Origin of the sequence: Microbacterium sp. LMI1-1-1.1 (assembly GCF_040815675.1) — a bacterium.
GTDB lineage: Bacteria > Actinomycetota > Actinomycetes > Actinomycetales > Microbacteriaceae > Microbacterium.
Window position 1 is genome coordinate 751187 of the sequence record NZ_JBFPNN010000008.1, and the last position, 14964, is coordinate 766150.

14 protein-coding genes and 1 pseudogene are annotated in these 14964 nt (G+C 69.1%); 4 read left to right on the top strand and 11 right to left on the bottom strand.

Annotated features, from left to right (window positions below; genetic code table 11):
* Nucleotide 1 precedes the first annotated feature (1 nt).
* From MRBLMI1_RS13130 to MRBLMI1_RS13145, 4 genes are read right to left on the bottom strand one after another with little or no spacing between them, the layout of a single operon-like run.
* Entirely contained in the window at nucleotides 2-1240 is a 1239-nt protein-coding gene (locus MRBLMI1_RS13130; protein ID WP_367733608.1) for an ABC transporter permease, read from the bottom strand.
* A complete protein-coding gene (locus MRBLMI1_RS13135) occupies nucleotides 1237-1920 on the bottom strand; it encodes an ABC transporter ATP-binding protein (protein ID WP_367733610.1) in 684 nt (227 codons plus the stop codon). Before MRBLMI1_RS13135 ends, MRBLMI1_RS13130 begins: the two co-directional genes overlap by 4 nt.
* A complete protein-coding gene (locus tag MRBLMI1_RS13140; RefSeq protein WP_367733611.1) occupies nucleotides 1917-3506 on the bottom strand; it encodes a hypothetical protein in 1590 nt (529 codons plus the stop codon). Before MRBLMI1_RS13140 ends, MRBLMI1_RS13135 begins: the two co-directional genes overlap by 4 nt.
* Entirely contained in the window at nucleotides 3503-4489 is a 987-nt protein-coding gene (locus MRBLMI1_RS13145; RefSeq protein ID WP_367733612.1) for a hypothetical protein, read from the bottom strand. Before MRBLMI1_RS13145 ends, MRBLMI1_RS13140 begins: the two co-directional genes overlap by 4 nt.
* A gap of 171 nt (nucleotides 4490-4660) precedes the next feature.
* Between MRBLMI1_RS13145 and MRBLMI1_RS13150 the strand changes: the two genes are divergently transcribed.
* Nucleotides 4661-5161 carry a bifunctional nuclease family protein gene (locus MRBLMI1_RS13150; RefSeq protein ID WP_367733613.1) on the top strand — a complete coding sequence of 167 codons (501 nt, stop codon included), beginning with the start codon at nucleotides 4661-4663 and terminating at the stop codon, nucleotides 5159-5161.
* A gap of 89 nt (nucleotides 5162-5250) precedes the next feature.
* Nucleotides 5251-6315 carry a phosphogluconate dehydrogenase (NAD(+)-dependent, decarboxylating) gene (gene gnd / locus MRBLMI1_RS13155; protein ID WP_367733614.1) on the top strand — a complete coding sequence of 355 codons (1065 nt, stop codon included), beginning with the start codon at nucleotides 5251-5253 and terminating at the stop codon, nucleotides 6313-6315.
* Nucleotides 6316-6354: 39 nt separating this feature from the next.
* Here gnd and MRBLMI1_RS13160 read toward each other — a convergent pair whose 3' ends face one another.
* Entirely contained in the window at nucleotides 6355-6912 is a 558-nt protein-coding gene (locus MRBLMI1_RS13160) for a hypothetical protein (protein ID WP_367733615.1), read from the bottom strand.
* Between the two features lie 170 nt (nucleotides 6913-7082).
* On the opposite strand from MRBLMI1_RS13160, the gene MRBLMI1_RS13165 reads away from it, so the two are divergent.
* The gene (locus tag MRBLMI1_RS13165; protein WP_367733616.1) at nucleotides 7083-7646 is read left to right on the top strand and encodes a ribonuclease H family protein; all 564 of its coding nucleotides are present in this window, start codon (nucleotides 7083-7085) and stop codon (nucleotides 7644-7646) included.
* A 40-nt stretch (nucleotides 7647-7686) separates the two neighbouring features.
* On the opposite strand, the gene MRBLMI1_RS13170 is transcribed toward MRBLMI1_RS13165, so the two are convergent.
* From MRBLMI1_RS13170 to MRBLMI1_RS13185, 4 genes and pseudogenes are all read right to left on the bottom strand, one after another.
* The gene (locus MRBLMI1_RS13170) at nucleotides 7687-8985 is read right to left on the bottom strand and encodes an HNH endonuclease signature motif containing protein (RefSeq protein WP_367733617.1); all 1299 of its coding nucleotides are present in this window, start codon (nucleotides 8983-8985) and stop codon (nucleotides 7687-7689) included.
* A gap of 129 nt (nucleotides 8986-9114) precedes the next feature.
* Entirely contained in the window at nucleotides 9115-9537 is a 423-nt protein-coding gene (locus tag MRBLMI1_RS13175; RefSeq protein ID WP_367733619.1) for a hypothetical protein, read from the bottom strand.
* A gap of 89 nt (nucleotides 9538-9626) precedes the next feature.
* Entirely contained in the window at nucleotides 9627-10796 is a 1170-nt protein-coding gene (locus MRBLMI1_RS13180) for a GNAT family N-acetyltransferase (RefSeq protein ID WP_367733620.1), read from the bottom strand.
* 74 nt (nucleotides 10797-10870) lie between these two features.
* Nucleotides 10871-10978: pseudogene (locus tag MRBLMI1_RS13185) on the bottom strand (alkane 1-monooxygenase); the annotation flags it as partial.
* 372 nt (nucleotides 10979-11350) lie between these two features.
* Here MRBLMI1_RS13185 and MRBLMI1_RS13190 point away from each other — a divergent pair.
* Nucleotides 11351-12973 carry a DUF6119 family protein gene (locus tag MRBLMI1_RS13190; RefSeq protein WP_367733621.1) on the top strand — a complete coding sequence of 541 codons (1623 nt, stop codon included), beginning with the start codon at nucleotides 11351-11353 and terminating at the stop codon, nucleotides 12971-12973.
* Nucleotides 12974-12993: 20 nt separating this feature from the next.
* Here MRBLMI1_RS13190 and MRBLMI1_RS13195 read toward each other — a convergent pair whose 3' ends face one another.
* On the bottom strand, nucleotides 12994-14037 hold the full coding sequence (locus MRBLMI1_RS13195) for an RES family NAD+ phosphorylase (RefSeq protein ID WP_367733622.1): 1044 nt from the start codon (nucleotides 14035-14037) through the stop codon (nucleotides 12994-12996).
* Nucleotides 14030-14962 carry a sce7725 family protein gene (locus MRBLMI1_RS13200; protein ID WP_367733623.1) on the bottom strand — a complete coding sequence of 311 codons (933 nt, stop codon included), beginning with the start codon at nucleotides 14960-14962 and terminating at the stop codon, nucleotides 14030-14032. Before MRBLMI1_RS13200 ends, MRBLMI1_RS13195 begins: the two co-directional genes overlap by 8 nt.
* Nucleotides 14963-14964 lie beyond the last annotated feature (2 nt).

Genomic DNA, 14964 nt, shown 5'->3' on the forward strand with positions numbered 1-14964 from the left:
TTCACGCGCCCCGCAGGGCGACCACCGGTTCGATGCGCGCGGCTCGACGGCTCGGGATGCCGCCCGCCCCCAGCCCCACGAGGGCGCCCAGCAGTGCGCCGCCCACGGCGACCAGCGGGTCGAGCACCGGTGTCCAGCCCTGCGCGATCGACAGCGCCACCACGGCGAAGACGCCGACCGAGGACCCGATGAGACCGCCCAGCAGGCCGATCACCACCGACTCGACGACGAACTGGCCGCCGATCTGCCGACGGGTGGCGCCGAGGGCCCGGCGGAGGCCGATCTCGCCCACCCGTTCCATGACCGACAGCATCGTGACGTTGGCGATGCCGAGGCCGCCGGCGAGGAGGACGATCAGTCCCAGGACGAAGAAGACCACGCCGAGGTCGGACTGCACGCTGCTGCTGAGGTCGCTGCGGCCGGCGGGGGCGCCCACCTCGATCGACCCCGGATCGTCGGGGGCGATGGCCAGGGGGACCTGCGCGCGCAGCTGCGGTCCGGCGCCGACCGCGATCCTGGCGCGCACGTCACCCGGGGCGCTCAGGGCGAAGTCCGCGCGAGCGGTGCCGGTGGGGACGACGACGCCGTCCAGCAGCTCTCCCGACCGTTCGACCTTGTCGAAGACGCCCACCACGGCGTAGCTGATGCCGTCGATGAAGATCGACGGCTGCGTGTCGATCCGCGTGACGCCGAGCGACTCGGCGGCGTGAGCGCCGAGCAGCGCGACGCGGTCGTGCCGGGCGTCGTGGCCCTCGTCGAACGAGCGCCCCGTGAGGAGGTGCCCGCCGACCGTCTGCAGCAGCTCCCCGGACGCGGCGTAGAGCGGCGGCGGCACGGTGACCGGGGCGGACGGGTCCATGACCGACACGGCGGTGATCGTGCCCTTGTCCCGGTCGATGCGCGTCAGCAGGCTCGCCGCCTCGACGCCCGCGAGGCGTTCGAGACGGTCGGCCGCGTCCCACGGCAGCTTCGTCGTGGCCACCGACCTGCCGCCGCCGGTCGCCGCGGTGGCGGGCTTGACGACGATCTGCGTGGCCGCGACCGCGTCGAACTGACGGGCGATCTGGCCCGACGCCGTCTGGGAGAACCCGGCCGTGGCCACGAGCGCGCCGATGCCGAGGACGGTGCCGGCGAGGGTCATGAGCAGACGCCCCGGCCGGGCGCCGATGTCGGCGGTGGCCTCGGCGAGGAGGTCGCCGACGCCGAACCGGTCGGCGCGGGGAACGGGCGCGATGCTCATGTCAGCTCCTGCATGCGGCCGTCGGCGATGCGGATGGTCCGGCGGGCCCGGTCGGCGACGTGCTGATCGTGCGTGATGACGACGAGTGTGAGGCCGTCGGCGTTCAGCTCCTCGAAGAGGGTCATGATCTCCCCGGTGGTGTGCTGGTCGAGGTTGCCGGTCGGCTCGTCCGCGAGGAGGACGCGGGGGCGGGTCACCACGGCGCGGGCCACGGCGACGCGCTGCCGCTCTCCTCCGGAGAGCACGCCGGGGCGGAAGTCCACACGGTGCGACAGCCCGACCCTGTGCAAGGCCTCCCTCGCCCGCGGCTCGCGTTCGGCGCGCGGAGCACCGCTGTAGAGCATCGGCAGCGAGACGTTCTCGAGGACGGTGCGACGGGGCATGAGGTGGAACGACTGGAACACGAAGCCGAGCTTGCGCGCCCGGACGGCGGCGCGCTCGTCCTCCGTCAGTGCACCGGTGTCCTCGCCGGCCAGGACGTATGCGCCCACGGTCGGGCGGTCGAGCAGGCCGAGGATGTTGAGCATGGTCGACTTGCCCGATCCGCTGGGGCCGACGATCGACACGTAGTCGCCTTCGTTCACCCGCAGGTTCACCCCTCGCAGGGCCTGCACCTCGGGCGGTCCCGGGAAGGAGCGCGTGACCTCGTGCAGCTCGATGACCGCGCCGGCGGCGGTCATCGTCCGACCACCACGAGGTCGCCGCGCGACAGGCCGCCGTCGACCGGCCGGACCTCCACCGCGCCCGCCGCGGCCAGTCCGGTCTCCACGACGACGAGGTGCGTCCTCGTCTCGGGGGAGCGCGGGTCGCCCTCGACGACCTCGACGCGGCTCTCGCCGCCGGGTCCCGCCGACAGGGCGGCGACCGGAACGTGCAGCACGTCGCCGTCGGTCGTGCCGACCGAGACGCTCACCCGCACGTTCTTCCCCTGCAGCTGCGCCAGCTGCTCCGGTCGCAGCGGCTCCGGCGTCAGGGTGACCGCCCAGCGGTCGCTCGCCGTCTTGCCCGGGGTCAGGGCCGCGACGGTGGCGGGGTGGGAGGAGCCGTCGGGCAAGTCGAACGCCGCGGCGGCGCCGACGCGCAGGAGCTTGGCGTCCGCATCGCCGGCGGCTCCGTTCAGCGCCACCGTCGCGCCCGAGACGGTCATCGCCGTGCCCTTGAGCTCCGCCCCGCGGCGAGCCTCCACGGCGTCGACGCGGCGGGGCAGCTGCGTCAGGTACAGCAGCTCGCCGGCGGGAAGGACGGGCAGCGCGCCCTGCTGAGCGCGGGTGAGCTCGTCCCGCGCGTCGCGGAGCTGGCTCTGGGCGGCATCGACGGCCGCGCGTGCCGCCGTCGTGTCGGGGTGGGCGTCCAGCTGCTGGCGGCGCAGCTGCGCGAGGCCCAGGGCGTCCTCGAGGTCCGCGATGCGTCCCGCATCCTGCGGCGACTCCGCGCGCGCGGCGTCCACGGCGCGGCGCGCGCTGGCCACGGCGTTGTCGGCCTCGCGGATGTCCACGGCGCCCGTTCCGGCGCCGGCCTTGGCGAGATCGCCCTGCGCCGTCGCGACGGCCTGCTCCGCGGCGCGGACCCCCGCCTGGGCGCTGCGCAGCGACGAGACCGACTCCGCATCGGTGGCGGGGGCGGGGTACCCGACCTGCGTGTAGAGCGCGGCGACCGACTGCGCGGCCTGCTCGTCGAAGCGGGGGTCGGCGGGGTCGCCGGCGTCGAGGCCGACGGTGCGCATCGCCTGCTTGAACTGCGCGACGTCGGGACCGGAGACCCCGTACCGCAGCGTCCGGTACGAGGGCAGGTCTCCCGGGAGCACGATCACCGGGCGTCCCGCGACCTCCAGGGCGACGGCCAGCGGGCCGAGCTCGGCGCCGACGGCCGGCACCTGGCCGGTGACGACCGCGGCGCCCTGCAGCCCCGAGGTGTCCACCTGCACCTGGACGGGGTCGGCGTACCCCACCTCGGCGCGGAGCGTGACGTCGTTGCTGAGGGGGCCCGACTCGACCGGCACCGTCACGAAGCCCGCGGGCGGGGCAGCGGCGCTCGCGGCGGCGTCGGCCGGCGAGACGACGAACCGCCCGACGACGAGACCGGCGACGAGGGATGCCACGGCGACGGCCGTGGTGATCCACAACGCCCGGTTGCGTCCGACGATCCCGCGCCACCCGGCCACCCGCTCCCGGACGGAGTGCCGGGGCGGCGGCTCCGCCGTCTCCCCGGGCCCGTCCGCCAGGCCGAGGTCCTGGAGGGCGGCATCCTCCTCCATCCGGTCGTTCACGAGCGCGCCTGCGACTGCTCGGCCGCCGCCTTCGCCGCGTCGAGCTCCGCCTTGTGGTCGGCGACGAACTGCTCCTCGGCGGTCCAGCGCACCTTCTCGGCGCGGGCGTCGTAGTCGGTCTTCTGCCGGCAGTCCAGGTCCGCGAGGGCCATCTCGACCTCGGTCTTCTTCATGGCATCCATCTCGGGGGTGCGCGCGGTCGAGGAGCTCTTCTCGGAGCCCTTGTCCTTCTTGGCCAGGTCGCTGACCTGCGTGAAGATCCGGTCCTGCGCATCGCGGGGCGACGGGATGCCCGAGCGGCCCGCCTCCGCCATGCAGGCCGACCACTCCGCGTCGAGCTGGGCCTGGCCGGGCCAGCGCGCCTGCTGCTCCTCGAACTGGTTCATGGCGTCGAGCAGCGGGGCGAACTGGTCCGTCGAGAGCGGGTCGGAGGACGCCTCCTCGGTCGCCTGGCCCCAGCAGCCGCCGGCTTCGGCGAGGCGCTCGTCCGACATCGTGCCGTCCGCGCCCGACGCCGAGCCGTACAGCGCCGTCTCCCAGGCGGCGCGCTCCGACGAGGACAGCGTCTCGAGGTATGCCGCGTTGGGGTCCGTTTTCTCGGTGGCGGAGCCGGAGTCGCCGGGGTAGTCCACGGCGCCGTAGCCCCACTGGGCGACCCAGTCACGGTCGTTCGGCTTCCATTCGGCGTCGCCGCCCGCCAGGTCGCGGGAGGAACGGGTCTGCGGCCGGTAGGTGAAGCCCTGCTGGGCCATGCAGGACGCGATGCGTCCCTCGATCTCCGCCTGTTCGGCATCGTCGGTCGCCTTCCGTTCGTCGGGGCTGCCGTTGAGGCCGTACATGGCGTCGAGGTACGCGCCCAGCGGGGCGGTCGCGGGGGCGGACCCGTCCGACGGGGACGCGGGTGCGGCGGACGTGCAGCCGGCCAGGAGCAGGAGGGCGGCGGTGGACGCGGTGAGCGCGAGAGCGGTGCGGGTGATGTGCATGAGGTCTCCTTCAGGTGCCACGGGACCACATCACCGTCGCAACCCGGAGCGGCCCCGGTCGTCGGCCGGGTGGGTGAAGCACATCGGCCCGCCGATCGAGATGCCCGTGCGGGAGATCCGTCGAGCGACGTAACCTGGCACTTCACCCGCAGCGGTCGGAGGAGGTGGGCGGTGGTGCAGGTCCGCGTGGTCGGTGTCGCCCTCGACCCGTCCCAGCAGCACGTCATCCTGCTCAAGCCCGTGCACGACGAGCCCGGGGAGGGGCGTGTGCTGCCGGTGTGGATCGGTGCGCAGGAGGCCATGTCGATCCTCGTCGCCGTCGAGGGCACGGAGGTGCCGCGGCCGCTCGCCCACGACCTCATGACGGCCCTGCTGCGCGAGGTGGGGACGACGGTCGAACGGGTGGACGTGACGCGCATCGCCCAGAGCACGTTCTACGCCGAGATCACGATCGCCACACCGGGCGGCATCCGGGTCCTCGATTCCCGGCCCTCGGATGCCATCGCCCTGGCGTCGCGCGTGAAGGCCGACATCTTCGTGGCCGACGACGTCATGGCGGAGGCCGGCGTGCCCGACGAGGCCGTTCAGGTCGAGGAGGGCGACGACGAGGAGCGGGTGGAGGAGTTCCGGCGGTTCCTCGACGACGTGGATCCGGAGGACTTCGAGAGGTGACGCGCCACCCCCTCCGCGGGATTCGGCGGCGCTCCTAGACTCGCCTGCGGGACGGGAGACGCCCGCCCCGAGCGACGAACGGGGTACGGATGCAGATCGCCATGGTCGGACTCGGACGGATGGGCGCCAACATCGTCCGCAGACTCATGAAGGACGGGCACGACTGCGTCGTGTACGACGTCAACAGCGACGCGGTGGCGGGGCTCGTCGCGGAGGGGGCGACCGGTGCGGACAGCATCGCCGACCTCGCCGCGAAGCTGGAGAAGCCGCGTGCCGTGTGGCTCATGATCCCTGCGGGGCTGACCGGATCCGTGGTCGACCAGGTCGCGGAGGTGCTCGAGGCCGGCGACATCATCATCGACGGCGGCAACTCGAACTACCGCGACGACGTTCGGCGCGCGGCGGCGCTGAACGACAGCGGCATCCATTACGTCGACGTCGGGACGAGCGGCGGGGTGTTCGGCCTCGAGCGCGGGTACTGCCTGATGGTCGGCGGTCACGACGAGGCCGTGTCGCACCTGGAGCCGGTGCTGCGCACCATCGCCCCCGGTCCGGGCGGGGTCGAGCGCACGCCCGGCCGCACCGGCGAGATCACGCCCGAGGAGAGCGGATACCTGCACTGCGGCCCGTCCGGTGCCGGTCACTTCGTGAAGATGGTGCACAACGGCATCGAGTACGGGATCATGGCCGCGCTCGCCGAGGGGCTGAACATCCTGAACAACGCCGATGCCGGCCTGCGGCAGGGCGAGCACTCGGCCGAGGTCGCCCCGCTGGAGGAGCCGGAGTTCTATCAGTTCGACATCGACACGGCCAAGGTGTCGGAGCTGTGGCGCCGGGGCTCGGTCATCTCGTCCTGGCTGCTGGACCTGACCGCCGCGGCGCTGGCGCAGAACCCGACCCTCGACGGGCTGGCCGGACGCGTGTCCGACTCGGGCGAGGGCCGGTGGACGGTGAAGGCGGCGGTCGACACGGGCGTCCCGGCGCCGGTGCTGGCGGCATCCCTGTTCGAGCGGTTCGCCTCCCGCGGCGAGGACCACTTCGCCAACCAGGTGCTCTCGGCGATGCGCCTGCAGTTCGGCGGGCACCAGGAGCTCCCGGCCGGCGACGTGCTCGAGGCGGGGTCGAAGAAGGCCGAGAGCGGCGGCGAGCGCTGATCCCGGCCCGCTGACGCCGCCTGTCGGGGACGGGCGGCGTCAGCGGTCGAGGCTGATCACGCAGACGTGACGGCCCGCGTCGTCGGACCAGACGTCCGTCGCGGGCTCGGCGCAGAAGTCCTGCTCCGCCGTGAGGAGGTCGATGCGGTCCGGCTGATACAGGACCCACGGTCCGACGGTGCCGTTGACGACCTGCCCGATCCCGGTGGGCAGGTCGCCGACGGTGCCGAGCGCCTCGCGGAGGGGGACGCTCGCCTCCTCGGTGTAGAACGACTCCCCCTGGTAGTCGCGGCAGTTCGCGGTGCCGCCGGTGCCGACGGGGTAGCCGGTGCCGAGGCAGTAGCCGCCGTCGGGCAGCTCGGGGAAGGCGCCGTTCCGCTCGCGGTAGGTCTCGAACGTCGTCTTCCACGCCTGAAGCTGCGCGGTCGCGGCGGCGTCGTCGTCCTCGATGGACGGGGGGCCGAGGAGCGTCGCGCCCAGGAAGACGAGGGCGCCGGCGGTGACGAGACCGCCCAGGACGAGGACGAGGCGGGCGCCGCGGGAAAGACCGGCGGGCGCGGGGGAGTCGGGCGAGTCGGGGGAGTCGGGAAGAGACATGCTTCGCTTTCGTCGACGGGCGTGGGCCACGTCAGCCTGACCTGTCGCCCGAGGACCGCCCGGTCGCGGGCACGCCATCGCGCTGTGCGGCGAGGAGGAATTCACCCGCCGTTTGGCCCGGTCGGCCGACGCGGTTCGCTGACGGGGCGGCGCCGGGAGAGACTGGAGGGATGAGCGAGACCGCCGCCTCCCGTACCGACCGCTACGTCGTCGCGACCGACGGTGCCTGCAAGGGCAACCCGGGCCCGGCGGGGTGGGCGTGGGTCGGCGAGGACGGGCACTGGGCGGCCGGGTCGATCCCCGAGGGCACGAACAACATCGGCGAGCTGCTCGGGCTGCTCTACGCGATCACGGACCACTCCGACGTGCGGGAGCTCGTGGTGCAGGCCGACTCGAAGTACGCGATCGACACGTACTCCTCGTGGATGGACGGCCACCGCCGCCGCGGCTGGGTGACCAGCGCGAAGAAGCCGGTGGCCAATCGCGGGATCCTCGAGGCGCTGATCGCCGCACGGGATGCGCGTCGCGCGGCGGGGCTCCCGGACGTCGTGCTCGAGCACGTGCGCGGGCACAACGGGCACGTGCTGAACTCCTGGGCCGACGAGCGGGCTGTGCGCGCGTCGCAGCACGCCGCGAAGGGCGAGGAGCTCATCTGGACGTCGCTGCGCGGTCTCGACCCGCTCGACGTCGCGGTCGCGCCGCCGCGGTCCGCGGGGGATCGCGTCAGGCGGTAGATCGCCGGGGCCGGCCCGGTGGCATCCCTTCCGTTCTCGATCAGAACGGGGGCGGATCGGGGTCGGGGATGAAGGCGACGGTCGTCTCGGGCCGGTCGGTGACCGTCCGCCCCAGCGGGCTCGTCCAGAGGAGGCTGCCGTCGGGTCTCTGCTCCGCCGTCCAGGGTGTCTCGGTCTTCAGGGTGTGGTGGCGGAGGCAGAGGTGCGCGAGGTTGCCGAGCGAGGTGCGGCCGCCCTTCGCGTGATCGTGATTGTGGTCCACCTGGCAGCGGTGCGCGGGCTGGCGGCATCCCGGGAACCGGCACCGCACGTCGCGGGCCGCCAGCCGTCGACGGAGCGCGGGGGTGGGGCGGTAGCGGTCGACCTCGAGCACCGTGGCGGTGACGGGGTGGGTGAGCACGCGGTCCCAATCGGGAGCCCCGGCCATCAGGCAGCGGGCGGTGGCGGCGTCGATGGGGCTCTGCCCGTCCGCGAGGGCGCCGCGGTCGTCGAGTCCGGCCGCCGTCCGCACCGGGACGGTGACGGCGACGTGCGCGCGGATCGCGCCCAGTCCGCCGGGGAGCAGCTTGCCGGTGGGGTCGACGGCCGGCTGGCCCGCGAGGACGAGGTCGCAGAGCAGGTCGGCGCGCGTCTGGTCGAGGGTGCGGGTGTCGGTGACCGCCGTGTCGGGGGAGGCCGCGGCATCCCGCGCGACGTCGCGCACCGCCCGGGCCTGCCGGGTGAGCCGGTCGAACATCGCCCGGATCTTGACGGCGCCGTCGATGACGCCGAGGCGGGCCATGCCGTCGACCTCGTCCTCGATCCAGACGCGGCGGGCCTGCTCCGCCGTGGCGAACCGCTCCTCGATCGTGTCGGGACGCAGTTCCTCGACGAGCGCGCGGGCGTAGGCGCGCGTGCGCGCCACGGTGTCGGCCGTCGCACGTTCGACGACACGCGTCTCGAAGACGGCGCGCACCTCGGGGTCGTCCAGGACGACGCCGATCTCGCTGATCGCATGGGCGTGACCTGCGCTGATGAGACCCTCGTCGAGAGCGCGCAGCGTGCGGGGGAAGCCGTCGACGAGGCTCAGCGCCTCCTGCAGCCGCCGTTGCACGGTGCGGTCGCTCCATCGCAGCGCGACGGCGATCTCGGCCGCGATCGAGCGCACCGCCATCTCGCGCTCCTGGACCGTCCGGGGCCGGTGCCGCGACCTGTCGATGGCGACCCGCATCGCGGCCGCGAAGTGCAGCGTCTTCTCCGCCTCGAGCGTCGCGATGGCCGCCTCCGCAGCCACGAGACCGGCGATGGCGTCGGTCAGGACGGCATCCTCACGGTCGTCGAACAGCGGTCTCTCTGGCATGTGCACATGCTGCCATGAACCCCCGACATCGCGGGGGCGCTGTCCACAGGTGGAGGAGAGGACGCTGCCGACAAGCCGTCCGGAGACGGGCGTCCCCCCGTCGGACGTGATCGCAGCACCCGCCTAGGGTCATCGCACGATCGGATCGGTGCCGTACCGGACGCGCATAAGGAGCATCAGCGCGGCACCCGAGAGCACGCCGTCCGCGATGCCGGCGGGAAGCATGAACACCATGAGCACCAGCGTCACGCACCCGATGACGAGGGACAACGCGTAGCCCGACATCCTGTTCCGCAGCAGACCGATGGCCGCGACGACGCGCAACGTCGCGAACACCCCGCTGAGGGCCATCATCAACGGGAGGTTCTCGTCGAAGTAGGGCACGACGAACGAGAAGCCGCGACTCATGACGGCCGGGTCGCCTCCCGTGACGAGGATCACGAGCAGGCCGAGGAGGGGCGCGCCCTCCATCACGATGCCCTGGGCGAGCTGAAGCCCGGCCGCCCAGGCGAGGAGGCGTTTCGACGTTCTGACAGAGATTCCCGACGACATGGGGCCGAGGATATGGAGCCCGTCGAGCGCGGAAAGCCGACGAGGATCGGACGCACCGCGGGTGAGGTCCACGGCACCCCCGGACGCCGCTACGGGACGGGCGTCCCCTGGTGCCACACGCACCGCGGATCCGGGTCGCACCGCCACAGCGCGGACCGCCGGCTCGAGCGGTCCCCGGCCCGGAGCAGATAGGTCAGCAGGACCAGGTCCGGCGCGACGACCCGCCCCTCGCGTTCGTCGAGACGGGCATCGTACGGGCCCGGCTCCGCGGCGGCGAGGGAGGCGATGATCTCGTCGCGTGTAAACCGGCGACCGGACTGTCCGACCTCCGCGAAATCCGCGGCCAGCAGCGCCCCGACGGCGGCCGGGTCCCGGCGGACCTCCGGACGCAGCAGCCGTTCCTCCGCCGCCCACGCGCGCGCCACGACGTCCCGCGGGACGGTCCGTTCGACCGTGTACCGCCGCTCGATCCCCGCGGTCGCGCGGCCCCACGCGCTGTCCGCCGCGCGCTGCTGATGCGCGGCGAAGAACACCTCGTCGACGAACCGCTCCGCGACATGCCACGTCCGCCCGTCCGCGTCGGGCTCGACCTCGAACCGGTCGCAGCCCGGCTCGGCGCGGGTCGCGGCGACGTGCGCGGGCAGGTGCGCGCGCACGGTCTGCGCCTGCTCCTCGTCGGCGCAGACGAGGAGCCCGGTGAGGACGACGGCGGGCCCGCGCACGTCCCGACGCAGGATCGACGAGGCGATGGATGCCATCGGCTCCCCGCCCGCCACCGGCCAGCCGTCGCGGTAGTGGGCCTCTTGGACCCACCCGCAGCGGGCGAACGCGCGGCGCATGGCGACGTTGTCCTCGCGCGTCTGCCCCTCGAAGCGCCGCACATGGGGGAAGCCCTCGAACAGGTGAGCGGTCGCGGCCCGCAGGATCGGCGCCGCCAGACCGCGGCCACGGAACTCCTCGCCGAGCCGCAGGTCGGGCATGACGGTCGGGTCCGCGAGATCGTCCAGCCGTAGCGTGCCGACGCGGCCACACGTCTCGTGCACGACCCAGAACGCCGCGGTGTCCGGCCCGCTCCACACCCCGGAGGCGATCGCCGCGGCGGCGGACGCGGCGTCCGGCCGGGGCACGCCGTGGAAGGGGAAGGAGTTCGCCGACAGGAACCCGATCAGGTCATCGCGGTCGGAGCCCGCGGCATCCATCGGCACGAGCCGGACGCTCCGGTCGTGCGTCTGCGGGGAGCGGGGCGACGAGGGGTCCACGACCCCAGCGTACGGAGCGCGAACGCAGAAGGACCCCGGATGCCGTGGCATCCAGGGTCCTGTCCGGAGACGACTCAGGCGTCGGCGAGGGTCGACCGCCAGCCGAGAGCCGGGGCGACGTGCTGCGCGAACGCCTCGACCAGACGCAGGTTGAACGCGACACCTAGCTGGTTCGGGATGGTGCTCGCATGTATTCGGAGTGCGATCGTTCCGAACGAGGAAGGCGGTGCCCAGCACGAGGTCGAATAAGTGGCCATTACTCGTGAAAGTAGCGAAGTCGGTGTACGAACCACGTACTCGTTGGATGGTAGCCCTGGCGTTCACGCTTGCACGGCCGCCTCTCACCAGCGGCGAGATTGGCCACCACATGATGGTCGGACCGAAAGTCGCGCCCCACGGATGTGACACCGCCAAGCTGACACACGCTCGAGGATGTGACGATCTGGAGCTCGCGCGACCTACAGTCATTGTTCCTATCAGCACTATGCAAGCCACTAGGCTGGATCCCAAGTGTTGAAAGCCGCGACTTGGGGGAGTACGTGACTGCGCGATCAATGTCGATCTACGCGCTGAAGCCTGGCGTGTCCGTCGAAGACTCATTACGAGCTGATCATGGTTACACCGAGACAATTGACCACTCGAGTGCAATAACGAAGCTCCGTGTGTTCATCAAACGAGGCTCTCAAGGCCCGCCCTGGTGGAAGGAGTACCTCGATCTCGACGAAGACCTCCTCCAGGGGACAAATTCGGCTGCTGCGTTCGTGCCGTCCGGCAAACGGATGATGGTGCTGACCTTCGGGGCGGGCCAGTTCTTGCTGCGGGATGACTCCTATGAGCATGACTTCGGCACGCGTGTAGTTCTGAACGCGGTGGATCCGCGAAAGCTGAAGAGCACGGAGACTCTCGACCCGGACTCGTCGCAGCGCCGCAGAACCCAAATCCCCTACGACGGGGACCTAGCGCTCCTGAGCTTTGCCGGCGATGCGTCCGTTCTAAAGAGCCTCACTGGGAAAGCGCGACCGAAGTACAACGACCTGGTCCGAAGCGTGACTGGTTCTAGCAGTCTGCGTGTGACAACTCCAGCACGAGCTGAGGATCTCCCCAAGCTGCTGTCACGCCTGCGCAAGCTCTACAAGTCCGACGACTTCCTCAAGACGTTCCCTGATGTCGCAAAGATCCGTCCTGTCACCGATCCGGTTCTAATCTCGGCACTGGATGGGAAGCTGTCCGCAGCGGTCTTCGACCTTACTGCCCCAATCGTGCTAACGGTTCCAGACATCCTTGACTATCGGGATGAGTCCTTCATTCAGTTTTCCGGCCGCGGCGTCAGTCCAGTATTCGACGACGTCTACGTGAAGCACTATCGGGAGTACCTGGAAGCTCACGATGTTTCGCCAGCGGACATGTCTGTGGAGGTTCTCAAACATGACTACATGTTGTTGCTTGACGGGAGCAACAACCAACGACGGCGTTGGTCGATCTACAAATCGCTCGTATACGAAGTCTCAGATGGGACGGACTACAGCTATCATTTCAGTGACGGCTACTGGTTCAGAGTGGCCTCAGACCTGATCGTTGCTTTGCGACAAGATGTCGACCCCTATTGGATCGACGCGAACCTTCCTGAGCACCGGTGGTCGTCGGAAGCGGAATACAACAAGGAAGTTAGCAATCATCTAAGCGCTGTCTGTCTTGATCAGGCAAACGTCAGTCCGAAAGGCCAGACTGCTATCGAGCCATGCGACATCCTGCGCGTTCTTGACAACAAGTTCGAGCTGATTCACGTCAAGATTGGAACAAGTTCGGCCAATCTGAGCCACCTTTTCAACCAAGCCGTCAACTCGGCGGAGCTGTTGAGGACCGTGAAGCAGTCCAGACAGAAGTTGCACAAGCTCGTCGAGAAGAAGGCGGACTCGCAAACGGCTGACTCGGTACTGGCGGCTGTGGAGATTGATCAGTTTGAAGTGGCCATTGCCATCGTGAGTCACAAGAGGACTCCAGAGCGCAAGTCGGATAACCTGCCTATCTTCTCGAGGATCTCATTGCGTCGGGCGCTGCGGAGCCTGTCCGCCATGCGTGTGCCCGTCAGCGTTCAACTAGTTCCAGATGCTACGGATCGGGCTGGCAAGGCGAAACCAAGGAAGCCACGAACGCCAAAGTTCGTTCCCGACGAATAGAAAATTTCTCGCCGGGTTGCTTAATTGTCGATAGTGACCGTCACCCGCGAGACGGACACCACATCCAGTTCGGCAGCGGACGCAACGGTTGGATAAAAGAGGGCGATGTTCACTCCATCGTCGCTGCTGACTGAACTCCTGTACACGACTCCGTCGAAACCCTTCTTTTTGATGTATTCGCACAGGTACTGCGTCGGAACATACTCGTAAGCGACGCCACTCGGCTGGACGGGGCGCGTCAGCTCTTCGCCTAAGCGTTCCAGGAGGGGCAAGTCGGCTCGAAGCTCGACGATTAGAGTCTCATCACCATCGCTGAGCGGCGAGATGAGGGATCGCGGGTCTCGAAGGTCGGCCAGTTTGAGGTTGTCTGCGTCTGAGAGATCGAATCGAGCGACGCATGCCCTTTCGCCGGTGTGGGGGCGAAGCTCCGCGACAGCGGTTGCTTGCGTTGACCCTAAGTAAAGGTAGGGGATGCCCGCGGGGTTGGCTCGACCGTGACCCGCTTTGTGGCGCGGAGGTGCGCCCATGTCCGTCAGCGGGAAGGCGTCGTCGCCCGTCATCAAGCGGGCACGATACCAGTTGCTGAATTCAAGCGCAGTGGGCGTGGTGATGAGTTGGTCCAATAGGACCGCCAAGCGATCCATGTCCATGGGTTCCTCAAGGAACCACCGGTTGCTGTGCATGAGTTCGTCGCGCAACTCTTCCCACCGGTGAAGATTGCCACCACTCGGGTGAGCGATGGGCGTGAATTTCTTGCGGACGATCTCGCCATCGTCCAGCACATCCGCGAGTAGCTCCTTTGCCTGCGCTTCACTCAGCCTTCCGTTTGAGAACATCCTCCACTCGCTGATGAGGTGTCGGACCAGGAAATCTCCGTCAAGGTCTTCGCTGTAGGTCGCGATAAGCGGGGCGAACCATTGACTCAGTTTGGATGGGATCACGCATAGCACGCCTGCCATGCCGCAGTAATCGCAATCTTGCACAACCGGCTCGCATTGGTCGATCAGCTGAGCGCGGATGTGTCGATCATTGAAGCAAGTTGCGCAGCAGCGTCGCTCAGGCATTCGCGTGGTAGTCGGCAAGGGTCTCAATGTGATGCTTAATGGATAGCTTTTTGACGTATCCGAGACCTGGGAAGTGTTTGCGCTCGTGCAGGTCACGAAACTCTTCGACAGCTGTTGTGGCGAGAATCTTTGACGCTGGATCGTTGACCGCCGAAATGAGTTTGGCAAGCGCCTGTGCGAACTTGCCGGCCGGGTCCACGGGGGTGTCGTTCGAGTCGGATTTGAAGTGATAAACGAACATTGCGTCGTCGTTGGATGGGTCGATGAATGTTAAATGGATGGCGACAGCGTACGCGGGTCCGCCGCCCTCGCTGTAGTGGTCACCCACAGTAAGGAAGTCGCCGTAACCATCACCGCCGAGTTCTTCGTAGGTAACGTGAAGATCTGAAAAACGGTTGATCAAGTCGTAGTCGGCGTTCTTCTTGCGTTCGAACCCGTCTGCGATAAGGATGCGCTGTGCGCCCTTGAATGGACGACGGTAGAGCGTGTTGCGTGCATCGAGGAAGACATGTGTCACAGAACTTGACGGAAGATTGCTCGCGAGAGCTTTACCGTCGGTAAATCCGCCATGCACAAGAGTTAGTGGCCGTTCAGCGTAGGGTTCGACGAGCCTGAGCACATCATCTACAGTGAGGTCGCTCGTGAGGAGGAGTGCCGGGGAGATTGCGTCGTTATCCCCGTGGCTGTCGGCCATGTACTGTGCCAGAATCTCGCTGCTGTCTCTGTGGTCACCATGTCGCGGATTCACGATCACCGCAGCGCTGGCACCCTTGAGAATCAGCTCGTCGAGTGTGCGCTGGAGTCCCCTGAAGGTCTCCCGAACTGGCTCGATGATCGGATTAAACCCGGCGTCTGCGATCACCGCCGCGCACTCGCGGATCGCAATCAACTCGAACTGCTTGCCGCGAAAGTACGGAAAGTACATCG

What these genes read in the sequence shown, in the direction of transcription:
- MRBLMI1_RS13190 (WP_367733621.1), top strand. Translation starts at nt 11,351, where the DNA reads ATGTCGATCTACGCGCTGAAGCCTGGCGTGTCCGTCGAAGACTCATTA.
- MRBLMI1_RS13170 (WP_367733617.1), bottom strand. Translation starts at nt 8,985, where the DNA reads ATGCCAGAGAGACCGCTGTTCGACGACCGTGAGGATGCCGTCCTGACC.
- MRBLMI1_RS13135 (WP_367733610.1), bottom strand. Translation starts at nt 1,920, where the DNA reads ATGACCGCCGCCGGCGCGGTCATCGAGCTGCACGAGGTCACGCGCTCC.
- MRBLMI1_RS13160 (WP_367733615.1), bottom strand. Translation starts at nt 6,912, where the DNA reads ATGTCTCTTCCCGACTCCCCCGACTCGCCCGACTCCCCCGCGCCCGCC.
- MRBLMI1_RS13195 (WP_367733622.1), bottom strand. Translation starts at nt 14,037, where the DNA reads ATGCCTGAGCGACGCTGCTGCGCAACTTGCTTCAATGATCGACACATC.
- MRBLMI1_RS13200 (WP_367733623.1), bottom strand. Translation starts at nt 14,962, where the DNA reads ATGTACTTTCCGTACTTTCGCGGCAAGCAGTTCGAGTTGATTGCGATC.
- MRBLMI1_RS13175 (WP_367733619.1), bottom strand. Translation starts at nt 9,537, where the DNA reads ATGTCGTCGGGAATCTCTGTCAGAACGTCGAAACGCCTCCTCGCCTGG.
- gnd (WP_367733614.1), top strand. Translation starts at nt 5,251, where the DNA reads ATGCAGATCGCCATGGTCGGACTCGGACGGATGGGCGCCAACATCGTC.
- MRBLMI1_RS13145 (WP_367733612.1), bottom strand. Translation starts at nt 4,489, where the DNA reads ATGCACATCACCCGCACCGCTCTCGCGCTCACCGCGTCCACCGCCGCC.
- MRBLMI1_RS13130 (WP_367733608.1), bottom strand. Translation starts at nt 1,240, where the DNA reads ATGAGCATCGCGCCCGTTCCCCGCGCCGACCGGTTCGGCGTCGGCGAC.
- MRBLMI1_RS13165 (WP_367733616.1), top strand. Translation starts at nt 7,083, where the DNA reads ATGAGCGAGACCGCCGCCTCCCGTACCGACCGCTACGTCGTCGCGACC.